This is a genomic window from Clostridium sp. Marseille-QA1073 (assembly GCF_054863625.1).
This window is the reverse complement of the sequence record NZ_JBSVQM010000004.1, coordinates 191,992-214,999: the sequence shown is the minus strand read 5'-3', so window position 1 is coordinate 214,999 and position 23,008 is coordinate 191,992. Positions and strand designations below refer to the sequence as shown.

Sequence of the window (23,008 nt, the reverse complement as noted above, 5' to 3'; positions counted from 1 at the left end):
CTTTCTAAAATATATTTCACTATTTTCGCCGTTTATTATATTGCTTTACAGTAAAATAATTCATTAATACCACAATAGCAAAAGATATGACAACAAGAATCCAAACATATTGGTACGCATTATCCATATTTCCTGCTGCCACGTTAGAATAAACTGCCAAGGATAAGGTTCTAGTTTTACCTGCAATATTACCTGCAATCATTGCAGTTGCACCAAATTCTCCTAATCCTCTTGCAAAAGCAAGGATTCCACCAGATACTACACCGGGCAAAGCATTGGGCAATAGTACTTTCCAAAATATCCACCACTCAGATCTTCCAAGTGTTCTTGCCGCATCCATTAAGTTATCATCTACTTGTTCAAATGCTCCTTTTGCGGAACGGTACATTAGCGGAAAAGAGATAACAACTGCTGCTATTACAGTTGCCGTCCACGAAAATGCAATCTTGACATCAAAATAATCAATAAATAATTTACCAACTGGTCCATTTACTCCGAAGATAAGAAGTAAAAAGAAGCCTGCCACTGTTGGAGGCAGCACCATAGGCATAGTCAAGATTCCATCCCATATCATTTTACTTTTTTTATTATTTAATCCAATCACTGCCCTTGCTACCAATATGCCTAAAAAAAATGTAATTATAATTGAAACAACAGCGGTTTTTATAGAAATCAAAATTGGTGATATATCCATAGTGCGCTCCTTACTTATTTTAATTCACAACTTAAGTCAATGCACAATTCACAATGCAAAATGCACAATTAAGGATGAAATTATTTTTAAGCAAAATAATTTCTTTAATATATTTATACCTAGCAATGCATTTGCTAGGTATGTGGCGAACACTGTTCGCCGCTACAAAATCAATTCAAATTTATGAATTGTAAATCTAGTGGTTTTAATTACTATAATATAAGCTTTAATTATTTTATATAACTCTATTTACCCTATGCAGGCTAATTTATTTTCTATAGTTCCATTATTTATTTGGTGTAAAACCATATTCTTTAAAGATTGTACTTACTTCATCAGAAGTAAGGAAATCAACAAAAAGCTGCGCTGCTTCTTTCTTTTTAGAATTTGTTACTACAGCTGCAGGATATATTACTTTTGTTTTTAAGCTTTCTTCTGGAGCTTCTGCAATTATCTTAACCTTATCTGTGCTAATAGCATCAGAGCCATATACAATACCTGCATCTGCACTTTTTTCTGCAACCCAGTTCAAAACTTCCGTTACGTTTGTCCCAAGACTTACCTTTGAACTTACAGCATCCCAAGTGCCTAGATTAGTTAATACCTCTTTTGCATATTGTCCTGCCGGTACACTTTCAGGATCTCCAATTGCAACTATATTTGTATTGGTAATGTCTTTGAAACTTGTTACATTTGAATCCTCATCTGCTGGAACAATTAATACTACCTTATTCTCTAATACATCTACAATAGTACCTTCATCTACCAGCTTTTTATCTTTTAGTGCATTCATTTGTTTTGTAGCAGCAGACATGAATACATCTGCATCCAGTCCTTCTTCAATCTGTTTCTGTAACTTTCCTGAACTATCATAAGTACCTTCAACTTTAACCCATGGATACTTTTCTTGGAATGCTGGAATAATTTTATCCTTATATGCATTCTCCAGACTTGCTGCTGCAGCCAGCATAATAGTTACATCCTCATGAACCTTTTCTTTCGTTTCATTCTCTGCTGTATTATTCTTGGCACTTGAACATCCTGTCATCACAACCATTGCAGCTAACATCGCTGCTATCCCCTTAACTAAACGATTTTTTTTCATTTTTTTACCCCCATCAATATTTTATTTTCTTGCACAGTCTGAGCTAGATCCTTTTAAAATTCTAATTCCATGTTCTAGCTCATCTATGATAAATCCTAAGCTTTCCATTACAGCTTTTTTGCTTCCTGGAAGATTTACTATAATTGTTTCATTGCGAATAACAGATGCTCCCCTGCCTAACATAGCTCTTTTTGTAATATTCATTGAACCATATCGAATTGCCTCTGCAATGCCTGGAGCATTTCTAGTAGCAACTGCCATAGTTGCCTCTGGCGTGCAATCTCTAGTAGAAAATCCCGTTCCTCCTGTAGTTAATATTAAATTAACCTGTCTTTGCTCCACCAATCGAATTAGATTTCTTTCAATTTCTTTTTGTTCATCTGGAAGAATTATGGTTTCCACAATCTCATAACCTGCTTCTTTTAGTATAGTAACAATTGCAGGACCACTTTCATCTTCCCTCTCCCCCTTAAAGCCCTTATCACTTAATGTAATAACTGCCGCAGTAAGTTTTGCATCCACAGAAGGTAATTCCATGGTCATTTCATCCCCTACTTTTATTTTTCCCCCATGTATTACCTTTGCAAATACACCTTCTCTTGGCATTATACAGTCTCCCATTGCTTTATATATCTGGCAATGACTGTGGCACTCTTTTCCGATTTGAGTCATCTCAAGAACTACTTCTCCACAATGAAATCTAGTACCGACAGGTAGTTTTCTAAAATCAAAACCTTCCACAATAAGATTTTCTCCAAAATCCCCCAAAGAAACGTTTGCCCCTTTTTCCCTAAATGCTTCAATTTTGTCAAAGGAAAGAAGACTTACTTGACGATGCCAATTACCAGCATGAGCATCCTCTTCAATTCCCCAATTTTCTATAAAAGTTGCCTCTTCAATCTCTCGTTTTTTAGTACCTCGCTTTTCGCTGATACATATTCCTTTTATTATTCCCATATGATTTATCTAACCTTTCATCTAGAATTTCAGTTCAATTTTATCCTCCGATTTTAACCATAGCTTTTTCTTCAGTCATCTTCTCAATATGTTCAAAGCAATGAGCTTTTGGTTTGTTTTTAATAACTTCTTTCATGGTATCTAATAATTCCATTTGACTCCCATTTCTTGAAACTTCTTTAAGATCAACTCCGCTATCATAGCACAAACAAGGTTTCATAAAGCCTGTTGCCGTAATCCTAATTCGATTGCATCCTTCACAGAACTTACCATGCATTGCACTGATAAATCCGATGCTGCCTTGAAATCCTGGAATATGATAATAAATAGCAGGGCCATTACCATGTTTTTTCATATCTTTTTCTATGCTTGGATATTCTTGTTTTATTTTAAATAATAATTCTTCATTATTAACTGCTTTAAATTTTCTTCCATAACCTATTGGCATCATCTCAATAAATCTTACATCTACAGGCATCTTGTTTGAGAACTGAATTAATTGTCTCCATTCCTCACTATTTTTTTCTTCCATTAATACACTGTTTATCTTAATTAGAATCTTTTTTGAGATTGCTATTTTCATTCCTTCTATAACTTTATCTAAAGCACTTAGTCCTGTTATCTCATAAAATATATTAGGCTTTAGACTATCTAAGCTAACATTAATACCATCAATTCCTGCTGCTATCAAATCTTCAATATATTGAGATAGTAAAACTCCATTGGTAGTTATGGTTACTTTCTCTATACCGGGTATTTTCTTTATCATATTAACTAACTTTGCACAATCCTTCCTTACAAGCGGTTCCCCTCCTGTAATCTTTATGGAATGAATGCCAAGAGAAGCTGCACTTTTGCAAATCCTTTCAATCTCTTCAAAAGTTAGTATCTCCTTCATGGAGGTCCATTCAATTCCATTTGGCATACAGTATTTACACCGAAGATTGCACCTATCTGTAATAGAAATTCTCATATAATCAATTATTCTTCCATAAGAATCAATCATATTAACACTTGCACCTTTCCATTTCATCATACCTCTTTAGGATTCTGAAATAATCCGCTTTTTCCTCCAGATTTTTGGCTTAAACGAATATTTCCAATCTCCATGGTTTTGTCTACAGCTTTACACATATCATAAATTGTAAGAAGTGCAATAGATACCCCGGTAAGAGCTTCCATTTCTACTCCGGTTTTTCCATAAGTTCTCCCAATACAACATGCTTCAATTTCGCTACTCTCTTCCTTTATCTCAAAATCAATTTCTAATTTTGTTAGATTTAGAACATGGCATAAGGGAATTAATTCAAAAGTTCGCTTTGCTCCCATAATTCCGGCAATTCTAGCCACGCTTAATACATCACCTTTTTCTACAGTTCTGTTTACAATTTTCTCAAGACATTCCTTACTCATATGAATACTTCCCTTAGCAATTGCTTCTCGTAAAGTGTCCGGCTTTTCGCCAACATCTACCATTACTGCATTACCCCTAGAATCAAAATGTGTAAATTCCATATTTATACCCCTTTTCCAAATCCACAGTTTGGGAATATACAGGTTGGACAAGACAAACATAATCCTCCTTGCCCTAATGCTGCAAGTTCCTCTTCAGTAACTTTATCATCTGCCATAATTCTTGGAAGAATTAAATCAAAGATTGTTTTCTTAGAATACATCACACATCCTGGAAGTCCAAGGATTGGTATAGTGTTTTTATAATATGCCAATAAGAACATAGCACCAGGCAAAACAGGGGCACCATAGGATATTATCTTTGCACCAGTATTTTTAATTGCTAAAGGAGTTTTATCATCTGGGTCCACACTCATTCCTCCAGTACAAAGAATAATATCTGCACCTTCGTCAATCATTTTTAAACAGTTCATGGTTATCTTCTCATGGTTGTCATCTAAAATAACATGTTTTACAACCTTTGCATCATATTCCTCCAGTTTTTCCTTTAAAACAGGGGTGAATGTATCTTGTATTCTTCCATAATACACTTCATTGCCAGTAGTAATAATTCCAACCTTTTTATTAGAAAATGGCAATACATTTAATATAGCTTCTTCTCCACATAATCTCTTTGCTGCTTCCATCTTCTCTTTTTCAATTACTAAAGGAATAATTCTAGTTCCAGCTAATTTATCCCCTTTTTGTACTGGAAAATTACCATGTCTTGTGGCAATCATCATCTGGCCTAAACTATTGATTTGTTTTAATTTTTCATTATCTATTTTAAGAAGTCCGTCACATGAGGCAATTAGCTCAATTTTACCTTCTTTAACATCTGATCTCTCTATATGAGCTCCTCGACAAATAGAACATAATATCTCTGCTGCTTCATTTTCATGAAGCATTTCCTCTTTGTTTTCCCATATGTAAAGATGATCCTTTCCAACACTTAATAATACAGCAATATCTTCCCTAGTAACGATATGACCCTTTCGAAATATAGTATCCTTTGTAACACCACGAATAATCTGGGTAATATCGTGGCATAGAACATGTCCCACTGCATCTTCTGTTTTTATTAATTTCATAACCCTTTTCTCCAATCAATTAATATTAAAATCTTCTATAAGAATATCCATGGTTCCTCCGCAGACCATGCCTTCGTTTTCAGCAATTTCTCCTGTTAAATCTTGATGTACCACTTGATATCTTCCTGTTCCTATAAGTTGAATTGCTATATTTATAATGTCTTTTTCAGCACATCCTCCACCAATACTTCCATATATTTTTCCATATGAATTAACAGCCATCTTAGCACCTATACTTCTTGGAGTAGACCCTTTTGTACTCATTACGGTTACAATAGCTGCAGGTTCTTTTAATGAAGCTAAATATGTGATAACATCAGAATCTAAGTCAGAGTTAACAACATTCTTTTTCAAATTTCCATTACTTCTTCGAATATTGCTTCCTCGTTTATATGAAATTAATTCTGCTAAAATTGACACAGCAATCTCTTCTGGAAGAACAGCTCCAATATCCAGTCCAATAGGTGAACAAATCTCATCAATTTTATCTCTGTCATATCCCTCTTCTTCTAAAATCTGAAAAAGGCCTTTTACTCTTCTTTTTGATCCTATCATCCCTAGATAAAATGGTTGAGCATGTCCCAATATATATCTCAAACAATCTGCATCATAACGGTGTCCTCTGGTTATAACGGTAATATAATCTGTATCTTTTATAGATAACTTTTTTAATGCAGCTTTAAAACCCTCACAAATTACTTCACTAGCCCATGGAAATCGTAGATGATTTGCAAATTCTGGCCTATCGTCTATCACAGTTACATGAAAGCCTGTCTTAGATGCAAATTCGCATAAAGGTAGTGCAACATGACCGCCTCCAAATATAATCAGTCTATCCTTTAAAGCAATGGGTTCATAAAAAGATATACTTTTATCTTCTTTAAGAGCAACAGGTTTTATGATAGATTCTCCTGTTGTCTCATCTAATATAAGCTTTTTTGATAGGTCATCATGAATTCTGCCTTCTTGTCCTGAAAAGGTTGTCACAATATTTACTCTTTGTCCCTTTTGTAAAGCCTCTTGAACTTGTACATAGATGTTTTTATTCATCTCTGATTACTCCTTATCATATTTTGTTCTAAAAATATTTCATTTTCATAGTAAAATATCGAATTGTTTTTCAATACAACTCGCTTTTAAAAAAATTTGCTTTATTATTTTATTACGTTTTTTTTAAAATATCTTCCATAAAATATTCTCTGAACTTTTCATCAACAATTTCATTAATCTCTTTCTCAAAGCACTCATAGCGTTCTAAAAGTTTTGATCCTTTCTCTGTTAAAGTAGTGTATCCTCCGCCTATACCACCTTGTTGTCTATTTACTACCTTAAACCCTAACTCCCTCTCCATGTTTTTTATCATATTCCAACTTTTACTGTAAGATAGATTTAGGTTCTGACAAGCATACCGTACCGAACCAGTATATTGAATCTGTTTCATTAAACTAGCAGAACTAGAATCAAAAAATGGTGTTTCTTTCGCTAACCTTATTTTTATCTGTGCTCTAAAAAGCTGATTTGTGTGAGATTTTAATGTCTCTTCATAATCTTCTTTGGTATCTGCATCCATTAAAACTCCTCTATCATCTACCTTAATTAATGTCTTATTATAACCACAATTCTTAATGGCTTTTCTAAGACCACCTTGTCCCTGGTAAGATAAAATGTTATCTAAAACTTTACAATTCAATAGAATTGGATGACCATTCCTCCCTTGGAAAACAGGTATTGCAACCATGGCATCTGATTGTAATAGCAATCTTACAGTTTCAACAGTAAATAGAGGAATATCCACTGGAGTAAAAATAATCTTTTCACATTTGTCTTTCAAATGTTCTAATCCAATTTTGGCTGATTCAAACATGTCCGTATGAGCATAATCTTCATTTCTTAAAAAGATTATTCCCATATGACGAAGTTTATTTTCCAGCTGTTCGGCATTATTTCCGGTGATAACCACAATATACTCTACACCAGCTGCTTCCACTGTATGAATAATCCGTTCAATCATTGTAATAGAGCCTACCGGTAGCATGGGCTTAAACTCACCCATTCTAGATGACATGCCTGCTGCTACAATTATTGCTCCCTTCATAATACCCCCTCATTCTAATACACAGAGAAGTTTTCCCCTGTGACCATTCTTATTGATATAAATTTAAACTGCCTCAAGTACAATTTATCATTAATACCTATAACGAATAAATTATTTTCATAAAATTTTGAATTAGCTAGTGAAACTAAGCTATTTGTTGTAAGTTTTAACTCAATCATTCATCTATATTTCCTAATCATGTAGAAAGTATGTCTACATTACATCAACTATTATAGACACATCATACTCCTTTGTCAGAAGATTGTAAATACTCTTTCTAATAATTATTCACTTATATTTCCACTTTCTAATATTAGTCTTAATTTACTCGCATCAATTCTAAAATGATACAAAAGAATGTGAATAAACCTCCATTACTTGCGTCCTAATATTCATTTTCTATCCTTATCATTTCATCATTCCTTATTAACTAACATATTAAAGAGTATATTTTTAGTTTATATTTATAAGATATGTCTTTTATGTGTGTATTTTAAAGTAAATTAGATATAAAAAATATATATAAATTTTCAATTTTTATTTTAAACTAAATTTGTTTTATTGCATAAAAAACACATCCAACTTATTGCAATATTTGGATGTGTTTTAAAGTTAATTATTAAATTTTTCTCTTTAATGACGTATGACACATTTAAATATATGTCACGTCGCAAACTTAAACAATTGAAAATTATATACTCACATTTTAAAACTTTCTTTTAATATTACTTATGATAAATCCACTTTTCGGCAATGTAGGTATTCTTACCAGACTATAGTTTAAATCCTGCTCTAAGACTTCAAACTCAATTTTGTTAACAAGGAAATCCAAGCTTCCTTTCATAATTTCTATGGTAATACCCTCGCCTGGGCAACGGTGTGTCTTAGAAGGGTCACCTCCACCTTGAGGGATAAAATCAAATAAACTTCCTTTCCACTCTTTAAACCGCTCTGGATTAAATTCATCAGGTTTTTCCCATATACGTGAATCATGGTTAGTACCGTACATATCAAGTATCACGAGCATTCCTTTTTTAAATTCGTATTCATTTAATATAAAATCCTTTCGCACTCTTGCACCAATAAAAGGACCGAAAGGATAGTACCTGCGGACTTCTTGCACAAACATTTCAAGATAGTTATTGTCACCAGAACGCAACTTTTCTTTACATTCTGGATGCTCATATAAAGCTAAGGTTGCAAAGGTAATAAAGGTTGAAATAGCAACAATGGGTCGTAATACATTAATAAGTTCTATAGCCGCCATTTGAGTATCCATCTGACTACCATCAAGCTCCTTATGAAAAGCCATAGCGTATAATGCTGAACATTCTTCAGCTTCCACTCTACCAGAGCGAACATCTTCGATAATCCCCTGTATCCACTTTTCAGTTCTATATCTTGCCATTTTCCCTTTCCAGTACCGTGGTCCAACCGCCCCTAAGGCATCAACCATTGAACTAAAGTCCTCTGCCCGATTCTTTATTTCTGATTCATGTAGTGGAACTCCTGCCCACTGACATGCTACCTGGCATAAAATTTCTTTTGCTTCATCAAAAAGCACAATCTTCTTGCTAACTTGCCATTTACCTATAGCAGTTTCCCATTTCTCCATTACAAGTTCAGCTAATTTCTCTTGATGTGGCGGGGTCATAAGTGACATGAAAAGATTCTTTCGATGAATATGTGTTTGTCCATCCATAGTCTGGATTGCATTCTCTCCAAACAGTGTTTTTTGTATCCGCTTAGGTGCTGCACCACTTCGCTGAAACCGTTCTTGATCATAAAATAACTCTGCTGCTTGCTTACCAGTCATGCAAATTACCTTTTGTCCTAATAAGCGAGTTTCAAACATGTCAGATTGATACTTATCAACTCTATTTTTGATAAACAAATATCCTTCCTGCAACAAAGCGTGAGTGTTGTCAATGCTTTTATCCTGTGCGATATAGTCCTTAATTAACATACACCTATATTCTCCTTTTTACTATAATTGTAAAATCAGCATATACTTTAAGTATTGAAATATAACTTTTTAGATATAAAAATAAATACCATTCTTATGTCTTATTCATGAACATTAAAAAACTACCACTTACAAATAAGTAAATATATTACACATTTAAATTGCTCCAACTCTATTTTGAAGACTTCTTTCTTATATATTCTTTTACATGAAATCTATTATGTGTAAAAAAAGTATTTCTATACAAATGAGCTTAATGAATCTATATAATTAAAAACAATATTTCATGTTATAGCAAAAATTATTAATAGTATAGAATAAGCAAATAGCAATATATAGATAAACTACCTTAAAAATTAATATATAGCTAAATATAACTACACCTTTGAGCATTTCAATTCACAATTCACAATTCACAATTAAGGTTGAAATTATTTTTGATCAAAATAATTTCTTTAATGGATTTTTTAGCTAGCAATAGAATTGCTAATTCTCCACCTCTGGGGAACAGTAGTGAAACCCTTTAGGGTTCCCCTAAGGCAGGTATAGTTTGGAACAACACTAATAAATTTAACTAGCACTAAGGAGAGACTATATTTGCTAGTCTCTTTATAATAAGTTACTGCGTAACTTCAAATATAATCACTTCTAAATTTCTCAGTTACTACTGAGAAATATCCATAATTGTGAATTGTGAACTGTGAATTTTGAATTCAATAGTTTCAAATATAATACCAAAAAATGCGAACTATTTTTAGAGATAAATTAAATTTAGAACTGGTATATCTATATAGGGTTCATATCATTAAGTTTAAGTAAAGCTTCTTATCTTGCAAATATTATATTTGAGTTCTGACACTACAGATATCGTTAAGAAGAATTTAAAGACCTCCTTTAGTCATTATAATAACTAAAAGAGGTCTTCTAATTTTTATTTTAGCAGGCTATTACTTCTTTAATAAAAAATTCTCTTCCACTTAATATTTCCCAGTGAATACTTCCGCAGTTTGGACATTTTTTATGGTTTTGAATAAGGTTAAAAACTTTGTTACAATCTTTGCAAAGAGCATTGCCTGGTAATATCTCAATTTCTAATTTTGTGTCTTCTAATATTGTACCATCAACTGCTGCGGGATAACATTGCTCTATATACATAGGAATCATTGATGAAAGCTCTCCGATTTGCAGTACCAATGTATCAATTTTAGCTAATTGATTTTCTTTTGCAATTTTCTCTACTACCCTAACAACCTCAATTACAACACCTAATTCATGCAAATTAATCACCTATCCTTTTCAATGGTAAAAGCCTTCCGCTTAGTTATTCACAAATAAATTCTTAACCTTTTTAACTGCAATTTTTCCTTTACGTTTAAGAAGTTGTTTAACAACTACCGGTTTCATATCTTCATAGGCTACACCTTCACCATCATATTTTCTAACAAGTGAAATAGCATCAAACTTACATTTAGTTGTACATTGGCCACATCCTACACAGAGGAATTCATCTACAACAGTAGCACCGCAACCAAGGCATCGTTCTGTTTCCTTTTTCATCTGCTCTTCTGTAAAAGTACCACGTAAATCCTTGAAGGTTTTTTTAGATTTATTTTCATTTTCATGACTTGCTTTCTGTCTTGGAATAGTATCATATCCATCAAATATAGCCTCTTCCTTATTTAATGAATGATATTCTTTTCTGTCACGACCAATAATTAAACTCTGTCCTTTATGGACATAACGATGAATTGAAATAGCCCCTTCTTTACCTAAAGCAATAGCATCGATAGCAAATCTAGGACCTGTAAATACATCTCCTCCAGCAAATATATCTGGCTCTCCTGTCTGTAATGTAACAGAATCAGCTTTGATTGTCTTATTAGGATTTAATTCAATTTTGCTGTCTGTAATCAAGTTACCCCATTCCATTGCCTGGCCTACTGAAAGCAATACATGATCTGCATCAACAATTATTGTATTATTTTCGTCATATTGAGGATTGAACTTTCTATTTTTATCGAAAACAGAAATGCACTTTTTAAACTCTATACCAATAACACGTCCATTTTCTGTAATAATAGACTTTGGCCCCCAAGAATTATTTATTGTAATATTTTCAGATAAAGCTTCTTCAATCTCTTCTTCAAGAGCTGGCATTTCTTCACGACTTTCAAGGCAGAACATATCTACTTTTGAAGCATCAACTCTTACAGCAGTTCTTGCAACGTCGATAGCAACATTGCCTCCACCAATTACAACTACCTTTCCTTCAAGTTTGGAGTTGTCACCTAAATTTACATTCCGTAAGAAATCAATACCTGTAATAACACCTTGTGCATCTTCACCTTCAATACCAATTTTTCTTCCTGATTGAGCACCAATTGCGAGGTAGAAGGCTTCATATCCTTGATTTCTCAATTCACTAATAGTTATGTCCACACCAACTTCAATACCTGTTTTAAATTCAACATCTAATTCTCTCAAAATATCAATTTCTGCATTAATTACATCTTTTTCTAGCCTAAAGGATGGAATTCCAAGTGTTAACATTCCTCCAAGTTCATTTTGTTTTTCAAATACTGTTACCTTATAACCATCAATAGCTAAATAGTAAGCACAAGAAAGACCGGATGGACCTGCACCGATAACCCCAATTTTTTTGCCATATTCATGTCTTCGTTTAGGTACATAGCGACGTTCCATATTTAAATCTTGCTGTGCAATGAATTTTTTGATGTCATCAATAGCAATAGGTTCATCAATATCTCCTCTGGTACAAGCAGATTCACATTTCCTTGGGCAAATACGTCCGCATACTGCTGGAAATGGATTTTCATTTTTTATAAGTTCAAGGGCTTCTGTATATTTTCCCTGAGATGCTAACTTAATATAACCCTGAATAGCAATATGTGCAGGACATTCTGTTTTACAAGGACTCGTGCCAGTATCAACTACATTTTTTCTATTAATACGATAATCTGGATTCCATTTCTCCGGACCCCACTCTGTATCACGTGGAGTTTCTTTTCTTGTTATTGATTCAGTAACCGGTGTTTTAGAACATAGCTTTTGTCCCAATTGTAATGCATTAACTGGACAATTCTGTACACATTCTCCACAGGCAACACATTTATCTTTATCTACATGTGAAACATAGTTTGAACGTACCATGTCAGCATTTATAAACATCTCAGCAGTTCTCAAGGAAAGGCAGGAACATCCGCAGCAGTTACAAATTGCATGAGTTTTTCCTGAACCATCTAAATTTGGTATCTGATGCATCAAACCGTTCTCTTCCGCTCTTTTAATAATTTCAAAAGCTTCTTCACGGGTAATTTGACGACCTCTACCTGTACGGATATAGTATTCAGCAGCATGCCCCATCTGAATACACATATCTTCTTTTAAATGACCGCAGCCTTCTCCCATAACTTCTCTTGCTGTACGGCAAGAACAATCTGAAACTGTGAAGATATCGTTTTCATTAAGATATTTAGAAACTTCCTCGTAAGACGCTCTTCTAGTTTCACCTTCAATAGCCCTTTCTATAGGAATAACACGCATAAGTCCTACCCCTACTGGAAAATTACCTGTGGTCTTTGGTCCTCTTACTCTTCCATATGCCTCAAAAGCTTCTGCAATTTGAGGATATTTTGCAACATTCTCTTTGTTGTTAACCATCATTTCCATAATACCTGGAACCCAAGTGTCGTACCAGAAATGATCTACTCCATCAATTTCATTGACAAAGCAAACACCAGCCACTGCTAAATCAAATAATAATTTAGTGGTTTTCTCTACAGATTTACCACAGAGTAAAGCAAGCTCTTTTGCAGTTGTTTTTTTACGTATCTTCATACAAAGTGCTACTTCTGCCATTTCTTCTGTAACAACCGGTTCAAGAATCATATATTCTGGATCTGTTGGTTTAATTTCATTTTTTGAGCCCCGTTTTTTGTTACTAATATGATTGGCAAGGTCAAGTACTTTTTCTTTAGCCATAATATTTACCCCCAATAGAGATTATGATAATACTAATTCTCATTCCAATTTTTTACTTCAGTACGTAGCCAATCTACCCATCCATCAATTCCTTTACCTGTTTTTGCAGAAATTTCAAAAATTTTAATATTTGGATTTAATTTTTTTGCTCTTTCCTTACATGCTTCTAAATCAAAATTAAAGTGTTCCAATACATCTATTTTGTTTATCAAGAGAACATCAACAATAGAAAACATTAGTGGGTATTTTAGCGGTTTATCGTCACCCTCAGGTACACTTAAAATCATTGCATTCTTTGATGCACCGGTATCAAATTCCGCAGGGCATACCAAATTTCCCACATTTTCTAAAATAGCAAAATCTATATTTTCAGTTCCTAAGCCGATTAATCCTTGCTTTGTCATATCTGCGTCAAGATGACACATACCACCTGTATGAAGTTGAATTACTTTTACACCGGTTTCGGAAATAGTATGGGCATCAACATCAGAATCAATATCCGCTTCCATAACCCCAATATTCATTTCATCCTTTAAAGCATTAATTGTTCTTGTAAGAGTTGAGGTTTTACCAGAACCTGGTGATGACATTAAATTAAGTAGAAAAGTTTTCTCCTTTTTCAAATCTTCTCTAAGCAGCCTAGCTTGTTGATCATTGTCTTCAAAAATACTTTGTTTAATCTCAAGAACTCTAAAATTATCCATAATTTTAACCCCCAAATAGTTTATTATTCAGCAAATGATTTTACTTCTTGATATCTACTCATATCTATATAAAGTTCCCCTTTATATGGATTTCTCTTAGTTTTTATAGTTTTATAAATCATAAAAACTAAGACTACGATATTAACTAATAATGCTGCAAAACTCCATATAGTTAGTGCAGTAGTATTATATGTGGAAGATACAGCAAATTTTCCACTATCGATAAATGATGGGAAAGTTTGCGCAAACATACACCACAGTGCTAATGTGTGGGCACGATGTTGTAACCAAGCACCTTTGCCAACGGTAAATGCACATAGGGTAGGAACTAACAGTAACGCAAATCCACAGTACCATGCATGACCTGGTAAGCAGTTATATGTGTATGCAAAGTTCCAAATATCATAGGCTACAATCCAGAACCACATCATATCTGGCCATAACATATCCTGACTTCCATCCTTTTCAGTTTTCTTACGTATACATATACCAAACCAACCAGTAATAGCGATGATATTTATGATACCTGCTGCTGCGTTCATAAAATTCCATGGACCTCCAAGTACATACATTGCTTCATCAGCAAGAAATCCACCTTGTGCATAATTAAGTCCTACTTCGATGTCACGAACTACTGCTTCACATATATTAATTGCAAGAATCAATGGTGGGAAGCAAAGGGCAAAACGACTGTCAGAAAGACGCCATTCTTTCCCGGTGTTCTTATTTTTCCCATGTAAATGACGAATACACCAAAAGCCAATACAACCTGCAGTAGAAGAATATACCTTAGCAAGATGGAACCAGTCGGTATAGGTAGTATCACTCAATACTGTAAACCAGAGAACAGAAAGTATAATAGGCATAATAATGAAACATAAAAATCCTGCTTTCTTGGATCTTCTTGTTACTTCATTTAAAGCAAATAATAGAACAAATACTAATATCCAAACAAGCCACACAGAAATTGCGGATGCACCGCCTTCATAATTGAATACAAACATTCCAAATCTCCTCCTTATTTACTCCAGTTTCGCTATTCTAGGATAGTGAACTGTCCATTTTATGATATCCACTTCTCTGGTCATACCAGTATAACAGGTATAGCTTTGATAAAATGTTAACATAATTATGCTCTATATGCAATATTTTACATGGTTTTTAATCCTTTTTTTCTATTTTTTTCTTGTTTATTTAATAATATTACCTTATAATTATTATTGGTTTCTGTACATACCACAACCAGTTTAAAGGAGTGATAAAACCATATGGAGTTTAAAAAATTGAGTTCACCATCGTTAAAAGAATTATTTATTAAGGAACTGGAGATTATGATTCTATCTGGCAAATTGTCCATAGGAAAAAAGCTTCCTTCAGAAAGAGAACTTGCTGAATCCATGCAAGTCAGCAGAGCTGTAGTCAATGCTGGTATTTCCGAACTGGCAAGAAAAGGCTTTTTACTAGTTAAGCCAAGAGTGGGTACCTTTGTAGCTGATTATCGTAGAAATGGAACTTTAGAAACTTTAATTTCCATTATGAATTATAATGGTGGAATATTAAGAGAGGCAGAAATACGTTCTATTCTGGAGCTTAGAATTGCATTTGACTGTCTTGCAGTAGAATTATGTATTCCTAAGATTACAGATGATGAAATTGCAATATTAAAAGGATATGTAAAACAAATGGGAGAGGCAGAATCTCCAGAGGCGGCTTCTGAACTAGCCTTTCGTTTTCAGCATGAGCTTGCCTTTCTTTCTGGAAACACACTGATGCCTCTAATTTTCTTCTCATTTAAAGTTCCTATTTTATCATTATGGGAACGTTTTTGTAGGTTATACGGCCTAGAATCTTTACACAAAAACACAGCTGTTTTGTGTGATTACATTGAACAGAGAGACACGATGAAAGCTGTGAAATGGCTGACCACCTCCATCAATGATACCATCAATGGCAGCAGGCAAATTTATTATTAAGCATAAAAATCAGTCTATAAAATTAAAGGAATGAATATCGCAAAGCAATATTCATTCCTTTATTCTACTTCTTATTCAAATTATACTTTTTTTCAATTTCTTCAATTACTTCAAAACTTGGTGCATCTATAGCAGTATAATATTTTAATCTTCTATTTTTTCTAGAAATTTTTGCACCACTATCATAAGAATCGATATAGCCTACCTTTTGATCATTTTTATACAAAGCGACGCCTAGAGAAGAACCCTCCCTTAGTTTTTGATCCAAATTTTTCTTTACTTTTGTATTTTTATATTTGAATAATATCTCATCTATCTCACTCTTTTCTAATATTTCAGCACTTTTACCAGTTGAACCATTACATAATGTAATTTTGTCAATTTCAGAAAATTTAACTCCTAGTTCATGTTCCATACTCATGTAGAAAACTATTGGATATAGTTTAACAGATAGAAAAATAACAGCTATTATTAAAGTTAAAATCAACCCTATTTTTTTCTTCGTACCCTTTTCTCCTTATTGTTTATTCAATTTAACATGTGAATACATAGCTATATTTAAAAAATATATGATTTACTTATTCTACTTCTTAATCTAAATTATATTTTTCTTCAATTTCTTCAATTGCTTCAAAACTTGGTGCATCTATAGCAGTATAATATTTTACTTCACTATTTTTTCTAGAAATGTGTGCATAATTATCATGAGAATCGATATAGCCTACCCTTTGATCATTTTTATACAAAGTGATGCCTAGGGAAAAACCAAACCTTGGTTCTTGATTTAATTCTTTCTTTACTTTTGTATTCTTATATTTAGATAATATCTCATCTATCTCATTTTTTTCTAATATCTCAATACTTTTACCAGTTGAACCATTACATAATGTAATTTTGTCAATTTCAGAAAATTTGACTCCTAGTTCATGTTCCATATTTACATAGAAAACTACTGGATATAGTTTAACAGATAGAAAAATAACAGCTATTATTAAAGCTAAAATTAACCCTATTTTTTTCTTCATACCCTTTTCCCCCTATTTTCCAGTCCATTCAGCATATGAATAAAAAATTATGTTTAGAGAGTTGAATGGGCGAAATGTCCAAGTTTTACTCCAACCATCATTAATTATTAAATAATTAATCCCATTATTTTCATAATACCCAAAACATGTTGCAATGTGTCCACCTACAGTTCCATCATAATCTTTTAATCCTATCATAAAAGGAAAGTTTTTATCGATTAAAGATTTTGTTTTTGAATAATCTGGATATATATCTATATCCCCGCTTCTTGGTGTTACCCCTCTAGTATCTTGAGCATAACTCCAAAGCCCATCATATGCATTGTTGATAGATGTAGTATTATTAATATTAGTTTTCATATTTACACATAAAGATTTAAATACCCATACATCATCGCTATAATACAAATTACTTACTCCTCTTTTTTTCGCCCAATATTTAACAATATTAGTGGCAGATGTAGGCCCACAATGATTATTCACTTTCCAAGAGCCTATATATAATCCCCTAAAATCTTTCATTTCTACAAGAATATCATAATTGGCATTTGTTACATATTTTTTTACTTCTGTTGCTGTTGCTGTTGTTCTATAATTTGTTTGGCTAAGTTCATTTTTTAGATTATTTTTCTTTGTCTGTAATAATTCATTATATTGTTTTTTAAGTTCTATAAATGATTCTACCTTTTCTCCAGTTCTTAAGTTATATAGTGTATCACTTTCATTTAAAGCAGTATTACGCTCCTTAACCAAATAATTATAATTACCCATATCATAAATTTTATCATTTATTTGATTTATTTTACTACTATCTAACATTTTATTAATAGCATGCTCATCGTTAAATGCAAAACCTGTAACTATAGGTTGTCCAGTTATAATATTGATTTCTACAAAGCCTGCTTTATTTTGATTGGAAGAAATCTCATAAATATATCCACTTATGTTCTCATCTAAACCATAAAGTTCTATTATGTTATCAATATTAAAGCCATTGTTCCAAGTACAATCATCAAAATTACCTTTTGTTTCTTCTATGAATTCAATTATAAAATTATCATAATTATTACTTTCTGGGAAATCACTTGCATAGGAAATATTAGCTGATATTGTTAATATTATAAAAAGTGATGTTATTATTTTAAATATGTTTTTCATCTTATTCCTCCGTCTAAATATGATATGGTTTACATATATCATATAAATATACTTTAAATGTCTAAATATGTAATAAAACAAATATTAACTCATCTGATAAAATTAAAACAGCATTTTTGATAAACCTCATTATTACACCTCCTTGAGCTCTGAAATGCTTATTTCCAATATTCTAGATTCATATAAATACTTAAATACTAGTTATTAAAAATTTAAATAACTTCATATCCAATATTTACATTTAATAGAATATTTTTATTATACAATATAATTATGTTAAATTAAATAGAAAAATACAATTCTTGCAACATTAAAGCAATTATTATGCAGATATGAGTTTAAAATTTAAGATTTTATTACTTTATTTGCATATATAATTTTCCATTTAATAAATAAAAGTTTAAATTAATATATTAGATTTAAAAAATTTCGGATATATACAAATATATCCCACAATGGAATATACTTATGAAAACAATAGATAATTATATGCGTAATTGTTTTATATTTGAAGTTTGAGGAGGTAAGTTTATGTGTTGGGGATACCTAGAGATTCAGTAACATTATGCCCCTATTCAGAAGAATGGAAATTATACTTTGAGAAAGAAAAAGCTAACCTATATAACTGTACCAAAGAGTACCTTGTTGACATTCAGCATGTTGGAAGTACATCAATTATTGATATGCCATCTAAGCTTATTATTGATATTGCTGTAGCAATAATAGATTTAAATAGAAGCTTTCAATTAATAGATGACATAAAGTCTATAAGTTACCATTTTAAGGGTTCATTAGGAATGAATAATAGGTTTTTCTTTTGGAAATGTAATGATGGCATTAATACTCATAATCTTCATATTGTTGAATATGGGGATAAAAATTGAGAAAACTTAATTTTATTTAGAGATTTTATGAATAATTATTCTTACTATAGAGATAAATATTTTAATCTAAAGTTTGAATTAGCTAGTAAATATAAAAAAGACCTTTATTATTATAGTTTTTTATAAAAATAAATATCTTAACTATAATAGCTTTAAGAAAAAATTACCAAGTTAGTACAACTTGGTAGCTTTTCAAATATATTAAGCATATGCTTAGTATTAAATGTAAGATTATAAGAATTTAACAAATATGATTCCAATCATCATCAATACTAGAGTAGCAATTCTTCTACTATCAATTTTTCTTTTTTGTAAATTAAACATTCCAAACTGATCAATTATTAATGCCATAATCATTTGACCCAATAGGAAAATCATAGTAGTTAGAACCGATCCAAGTACAGGTAACAAGACAATGTTGCCTGTTAGAATAAATATGCCAAAGATACCGCCCATATATGTCCAAATAGGAATACGCTTTTTTTCAGTGTCATACATAGGAAACTCTAAGCGACTTTGAGTAATCAATATCAAAGTAGCCAAGATAATGGTGCCAACGAAAAAAGAAATAAAGGTAGCCCCTAAAATAGAACTGGTTGCAACACGAAGTTTTCCATTAATGGCAGTTTGCAATGGTGGTAAAAATCCAGCTAAAAGTCCTAAAATTATCCAAATAATTTTACCATCCTTCTTTTCTTCTTGTGACGCCATAGTTAAATCTTTTCTCTTTTTAGGTTGAACCAATGAAATGGCGAAAATCATAATAACAACCCCTAGTGTTCTAGTAATGCTAACCGGATTAGCTTGTACACCGAACCACCCAAAGTGATCGATTAGGATTCCTACAATCATTTGCCCAGTTACGGTTACTAGCGTTGTAACTGAAGCACCAAGTTTTGAAAAAAGAATGATATTAGCCACATTAAAACCAACACCAGTTATTGCTCCACCGATAAAAACATACAATGGATATGAAAAATCAATTCCAACTGTAATTCCTATAGGATCTATGATTAAATTTATAACCAGCAGTATTACTGTTCCTAAAGAAAATGCGATAAATGAAGCTGTTAAAGGTGTTTTTGAATAAGAGCTTAAACGAGCACTTATAGATGCCTGAATAGGGAAAAACATCCCTATAATTATACCCATAATTAAGTAAAGTGTGATTTGCATAAGCTTGCCTCCTTTTATTTATTACTTTTATTTTTAAATTGTAATGATACGATTAAAATTATTTTCTGAAATAACAATCAAAGATCAATCTTTTTATCTAACTATCGCAATAGGAACAGTTGAATAGATTTTCCGTAATATTGCCTTATATTTAGAATCGATAAAAGATATTTAACTCAATTGATTTAATATTTATCCATACCAATAATCAATCAAATTTATAATTAAAGACTTTAAAGACTCTTTATATCTGTAATTAGGTAAAAAATAAGAGTGGATTATGAATCCACAGATATTTTCTTAACAAGATCTGATATTTTTCTATTCTTTAACTCTTCCTCCATTTTTTCTTCCGCCGAAAGCATTACTTTCTTTATAACACATTCTGAATGAGATTCTAAACAGCAATCAAATAAAGATGATTTACCTTCAATAGCATGTATAATGTCCAAGAATGAAATATCTTCCCAATTTTCACTAAGAGAATAACCTCCGTTGACACCTGAAGAAGAATTGATCATTCCTTCCTTAACTAACTTGGTCAGTATTTTGGACAAGTACGTTGGAGAAACTTTTTGTTTTTCTGCTAACTCCTGTACACTCACAAGTTTATTTGGTGTGTCCATTGCAAGAAAAAGCATGGTATGAAGAGCATAATTTGTAGCTTTTGAATACTTCATAACGCATGATCACCTCCAATTAAAGACTTTATATATCTATAATAACCTTAATAATCTTACTTTGTCAAATAGTTTTTTTGCTTTATTTTCTATTTATTTAATGTAAGTTTGAAGATAAATACACTTCAAAAGTTGTTCCACTTTTATCTGTTTTTACAACCTGTATATTTCCATCATGGAGTTCAACAATTTTCTTGACAAGCGTCAAACCGATACCGTTACCTTTTGTTGCATGAGAGGCATCGCCCTGATAAAATTTATCAAAAATGCGCGCTGCCGTTTCTGAGTTCATACCGCTTCCCTGATCAGAAATAGTGAAGATAATATTCCCTTGCTTATTAATAATACAAATATCGATAGTTGAATTTTCCGGTGAAAATTTAATGGCATTATCAATTAAGTTAATCCACACCTGTTTAAGCAATTCTTCATTTCCATACAGAAAAATTTCATCGCAATCAAAAGAAATTTCAATATTCTTCTTTGTCCATTTGCTTTCCAACAATGCAACCACTCTGCGGACTTGTTCGCTAACATTATAACAAACTTTGTCTGTTACGATTGTTTGATTTTCTACTTTTGAAAGATTCAGTACATTGGTGGCGAGGTCAGCAAGACGATCTGATTCACTGATGATAATATCAAGATATTCATCCCTCTCCTCTTTGGAAAGGTCATCATATTTCAGCATTTTTGCAAAGCCCCGTACAGAAACGATGGGCGTTTTGAATTCATGGGAAAAATTATTGACAAAATCAGAGCGTAACATTTCTATGCTTCCCAGTTCTTCTGCCATATGGTTGAAACTTATGTTCAGCTTTTGTAATTCGTCCGCCCCTTTTAGATGAATCCGCGCGCTGAAATCCCCCTCAGCCAATCTGTCAACTGCTGAAATAATTACACGCAAAGGAGTAAGGGGAATACGACTGAAAATCATCGCAATGATTGTTCCTACAAGCACACTGATCATCGCAAAACCCAAAAACGGCATGATAGGCTCTCGTGAAAGATTCGGATTATACAAGCCAGTATGGCTAAGTATCAAAAACACTACAACTAGAAATGATGTCGACAATAACATAATTATAAAAATAATAGCTGCAAACACCATCGCTAGCTGAAACTTCCCTGGCTTTTTACAAAATTTATTCACACTTCTTCACCGCCTTATATCCAATACCACGAATAGCAACAATTTCAAATTCAGGATAGCTTTCAAACCGCTTACGCAGACGGGTAATATGCACATTTACTGTAGTATCTACCGTTTCAGACTCCATTCCCCATATCTCATCCATCAATTGAATGCGAGTAAAAATCTTATCAGGATAAGACAATAACTTATAGAGCAGATAAAACTCCTTTTGGGGCAGTGTCTGGTTTTCCCTCTCTCTGCTAACTGTTAATGAGTCGTAATCTAGTGTAACTTTGCCAATATGCAGTTTACGTTCGTTTACAATCTGTGCACGGCGCAGCAATGCCTTGATACGAAGCAGCATTTCTTCCTCGTTGACAGGCTTTACCATATAATCATCCGTTCCAACAATAAACCCCTTACATTTATCCTCAGGCAACTGCTTTGCTGTTACCATGAGAATCGGTGTATTAACTTTACAGCTGCGAAGCTGTTTGGTAAATTCATACCCGTCCATTTCCGGCATCATAATATCCAGAATAATCAAATCAATATGCTGCGTATCCATCAGCTCCAGCGCAGCAACACCATTTTCCGCATGAAGCGCTTCATATCCTGCGTGTTTCAGCACCGCCTGCATCAGTCGTGCGGTGTTTTTATCATCTTCTACAACTAAAATCTGGAACATAAAATCCTTCCTCCTATATCATTTTTGCTTTTGGTAAGTAATAGCAGAACTGTTCTCTCGTCATGGTCAAACTCGAAAATATTTCATAATTTCAAGCAAAACCTCAAAATGCCTTTCACGTTCCTCGGTGACTTCGCTCGTCAAATAATCATAAATAACCCTGCTTAAACAAACTTAACATCACTGTCCATGATTACTTTGCCCTGCCCTTTATAGATATTAT

The 23,008-nt window shown here is 32.7% G+C and carries 22 protein-coding genes; 2 read left to right on the top strand and 20 right to left on the bottom strand.

Annotation, left to right across the window (positions count from 1 at the left end; translation table 11 throughout):
* Positions 1-19 precede the first annotated feature (19 nt).
* From modB to ACY1IQ_RS05450, 13 genes are all read right to left on the bottom strand, one after another.
* Complete coding sequence (modB, locus tag ACY1IQ_RS05510; protein ID WP_461613015.1) at positions 20-694, bottom strand: molybdate ABC transporter permease subunit; 675 nt, start codon at positions 692-694, stop codon at positions 20-22.
* A gap of 286 nt (positions 695-980) precedes the next feature.
* Positions 981-1,799, bottom strand: a complete 819-nt coding sequence (modA, locus tag ACY1IQ_RS05505) for a molybdate ABC transporter substrate-binding protein (protein ID WP_461613014.1) — start codon at positions 1,797-1,799, stop codon at positions 981-983.
* 21 nt (positions 1,800-1,820) lie between these two features.
* On the bottom strand, positions 1,821-2,756 hold the full coding sequence (locus ACY1IQ_RS05500; protein WP_461613013.1) for a molybdopterin-binding protein: 936 nt from the start codon (positions 2,754-2,756) through the stop codon (positions 1,821-1,823).
* Between the two features lie 40 nt (positions 2,757-2,796).
* Positions 2,797-3,789 (bottom strand): GTP 3',8-cyclase MoaA, encoded by a 993-nt coding sequence (moaA, locus tag ACY1IQ_RS05495; protein WP_461613012.1) that lies wholly within the window; start codon positions 3,787-3,789, stop codon positions 2,797-2,799.
* The gene (gene moaC, locus ACY1IQ_RS05490; protein ID WP_461613011.1) at positions 3,789-4,271 is read right to left on the bottom strand and encodes a cyclic pyranopterin monophosphate synthase MoaC; all 483 of its coding nucleotides are present in this window, start codon (positions 4,269-4,271) and stop codon (positions 3,789-3,791) included. Before moaC ends, moaA begins: the two co-directional genes overlap by 1 nt.
* A gap of 2 nt (positions 4,272-4,273) precedes the next feature.
* Positions 4,274-5,299, bottom strand: a complete 1,026-nt coding sequence (locus ACY1IQ_RS05485) for a molybdopterin-binding protein (protein WP_461613010.1) — start codon at positions 5,297-5,299, stop codon at positions 4,274-4,276.
* Between the two features lie 15 nt (positions 5,300-5,314).
* The gene (locus ACY1IQ_RS05480) at positions 5,315-6,349 is read right to left on the bottom strand and encodes an XdhC family protein (RefSeq protein WP_461613009.1); all 1,035 of its coding nucleotides are present in this window, start codon (positions 6,347-6,349) and stop codon (positions 5,315-5,317) included.
* A 112-nt stretch (positions 6,350-6,461) separates the two neighbouring features.
* A complete protein-coding gene (locus ACY1IQ_RS05475) occupies positions 6,462-7,394 on the bottom strand; it encodes an NTP transferase domain-containing protein (RefSeq protein ID WP_461613008.1) in 933 nt (310 codons plus the stop codon).
* A 706-nt stretch (positions 7,395-8,100) separates the two neighbouring features.
* Positions 8,101-9,360, bottom strand: coding sequence for a cytochrome P450 (locus tag ACY1IQ_RS05470; protein ID WP_461613007.1), 1,260 nt, complete (start codon positions 9,358-9,360; stop codon positions 8,101-8,103).
* Positions 9,361-10,296: 936 nt separating this feature from the next.
* On the bottom strand, positions 10,297-10,638 hold the full coding sequence (locus tag ACY1IQ_RS05465) for a hydrogenase maturation nickel metallochaperone HypA/HybF (RefSeq protein ID WP_454054938.1): 342 nt from the start codon (positions 10,636-10,638) through the stop codon (positions 10,297-10,299).
* A 39-nt stretch (positions 10,639-10,677) separates the two neighbouring features.
* Positions 10,678-13,362 carry an FAD-dependent oxidoreductase gene (locus ACY1IQ_RS05460; protein ID WP_461613006.1) on the bottom strand — a complete coding sequence of 895 codons (2,685 nt, stop codon included), beginning with the start codon at positions 13,360-13,362 and terminating at the stop codon, positions 10,678-10,680.
* Between the two features lie 32 nt (positions 13,363-13,394).
* Positions 13,395-14,066, bottom strand: coding sequence for a hydrogenase nickel incorporation protein HypB (gene hypB, locus ACY1IQ_RS05455; protein ID WP_461613005.1), 672 nt, complete (start codon positions 14,064-14,066; stop codon positions 13,395-13,397).
* A 23-nt stretch (positions 14,067-14,089) separates the two neighbouring features.
* Complete coding sequence (locus tag ACY1IQ_RS05450) at positions 14,090-15,070, bottom strand: DUF5692 family protein (protein WP_461613004.1); 981 nt, start codon at positions 15,068-15,070, stop codon at positions 14,090-14,092.
* Between the two features lie 264 nt (positions 15,071-15,334).
* Between ACY1IQ_RS05450 and ACY1IQ_RS05445 the strand changes: the two genes are divergently transcribed.
* Positions 15,335-16,039, top strand: coding sequence for a FadR/GntR family transcriptional regulator (locus tag ACY1IQ_RS05445; protein WP_461613003.1), 705 nt, complete (start codon positions 15,335-15,337; stop codon positions 16,037-16,039).
* A gap of 64 nt (positions 16,040-16,103) precedes the next feature.
* Here ACY1IQ_RS05445 and ACY1IQ_RS05440 read toward each other — a convergent pair whose 3' ends face one another.
* The 3 genes from ACY1IQ_RS05440 to ACY1IQ_RS05430 all read right to left on the bottom strand — a co-directional run bounded on the left by ACY1IQ_RS05440 (position 16,104) and on the right by ACY1IQ_RS05430 (position 18,222).
* Positions 16,104-16,526, bottom strand: coding sequence for a hypothetical protein (locus ACY1IQ_RS05440; RefSeq protein ID WP_461613002.1), 423 nt, complete (start codon positions 16,524-16,526; stop codon positions 16,104-16,106).
* 103 nt (positions 16,527-16,629) lie between these two features.
* A complete protein-coding gene (locus ACY1IQ_RS05435) occupies positions 16,630-17,064 on the bottom strand; it encodes a hypothetical protein (RefSeq protein WP_461613001.1) in 435 nt (144 codons plus the stop codon).
* A gap of 12 nt (positions 17,065-17,076) precedes the next feature.
* Positions 17,077-18,222: a C39 family peptidase gene (locus ACY1IQ_RS05430; RefSeq protein WP_461613000.1), complete on the bottom strand. Its 1,146-nt coding sequence runs from the start codon at positions 18,220-18,222 to the stop codon at positions 17,077-17,079.
* A 536-nt stretch (positions 18,223-18,758) separates the two neighbouring features.
* On the opposite strand from ACY1IQ_RS05430, the gene ACY1IQ_RS05425 reads away from it, so the two are divergent.
* Positions 18,759-19,106, top strand: coding sequence for a GrpB family protein (locus ACY1IQ_RS05425; RefSeq protein ID WP_461612999.1), 348 nt, complete (start codon positions 18,759-18,761; stop codon positions 19,104-19,106).
* Between the two features lie 231 nt (positions 19,107-19,337).
* Here the strand turns inward: ACY1IQ_RS05425 and ACY1IQ_RS05420 are convergent, their stop codons facing one another.
* The 4 genes from ACY1IQ_RS05420 to ACY1IQ_RS05405 form a co-directional block, all read right to left on the bottom strand.
* Positions 19,338-20,282: a DMT family transporter gene (locus ACY1IQ_RS05420; protein ID WP_461612998.1), complete on the bottom strand. Its 945-nt coding sequence runs from the start codon at positions 20,280-20,282 to the stop codon at positions 19,338-19,340.
* A gap of 278 nt (positions 20,283-20,560) precedes the next feature.
* On the bottom strand, positions 20,561-20,962 hold the full coding sequence (locus ACY1IQ_RS05415) for an Rrf2 family transcriptional regulator (protein ID WP_461612997.1): 402 nt from the start codon (positions 20,960-20,962) through the stop codon (positions 20,561-20,563).
* Between the two features lie 97 nt (positions 20,963-21,059).
* On the bottom strand, positions 21,060-22,115 hold the full coding sequence (locus tag ACY1IQ_RS05410) for a HAMP domain-containing sensor histidine kinase (RefSeq protein ID WP_461612996.1): 1,056 nt from the start codon (positions 22,113-22,115) through the stop codon (positions 21,060-21,062).
* Positions 22,108-22,785: a response regulator transcription factor gene (locus ACY1IQ_RS05405; RefSeq protein ID WP_461612995.1), complete on the bottom strand. Its 678-nt coding sequence runs from the start codon at positions 22,783-22,785 to the stop codon at positions 22,108-22,110. Before ACY1IQ_RS05405 ends, ACY1IQ_RS05410 begins: the two co-directional genes overlap by 8 nt.
* Positions 22,786-23,008 lie beyond the last annotated feature (223 nt).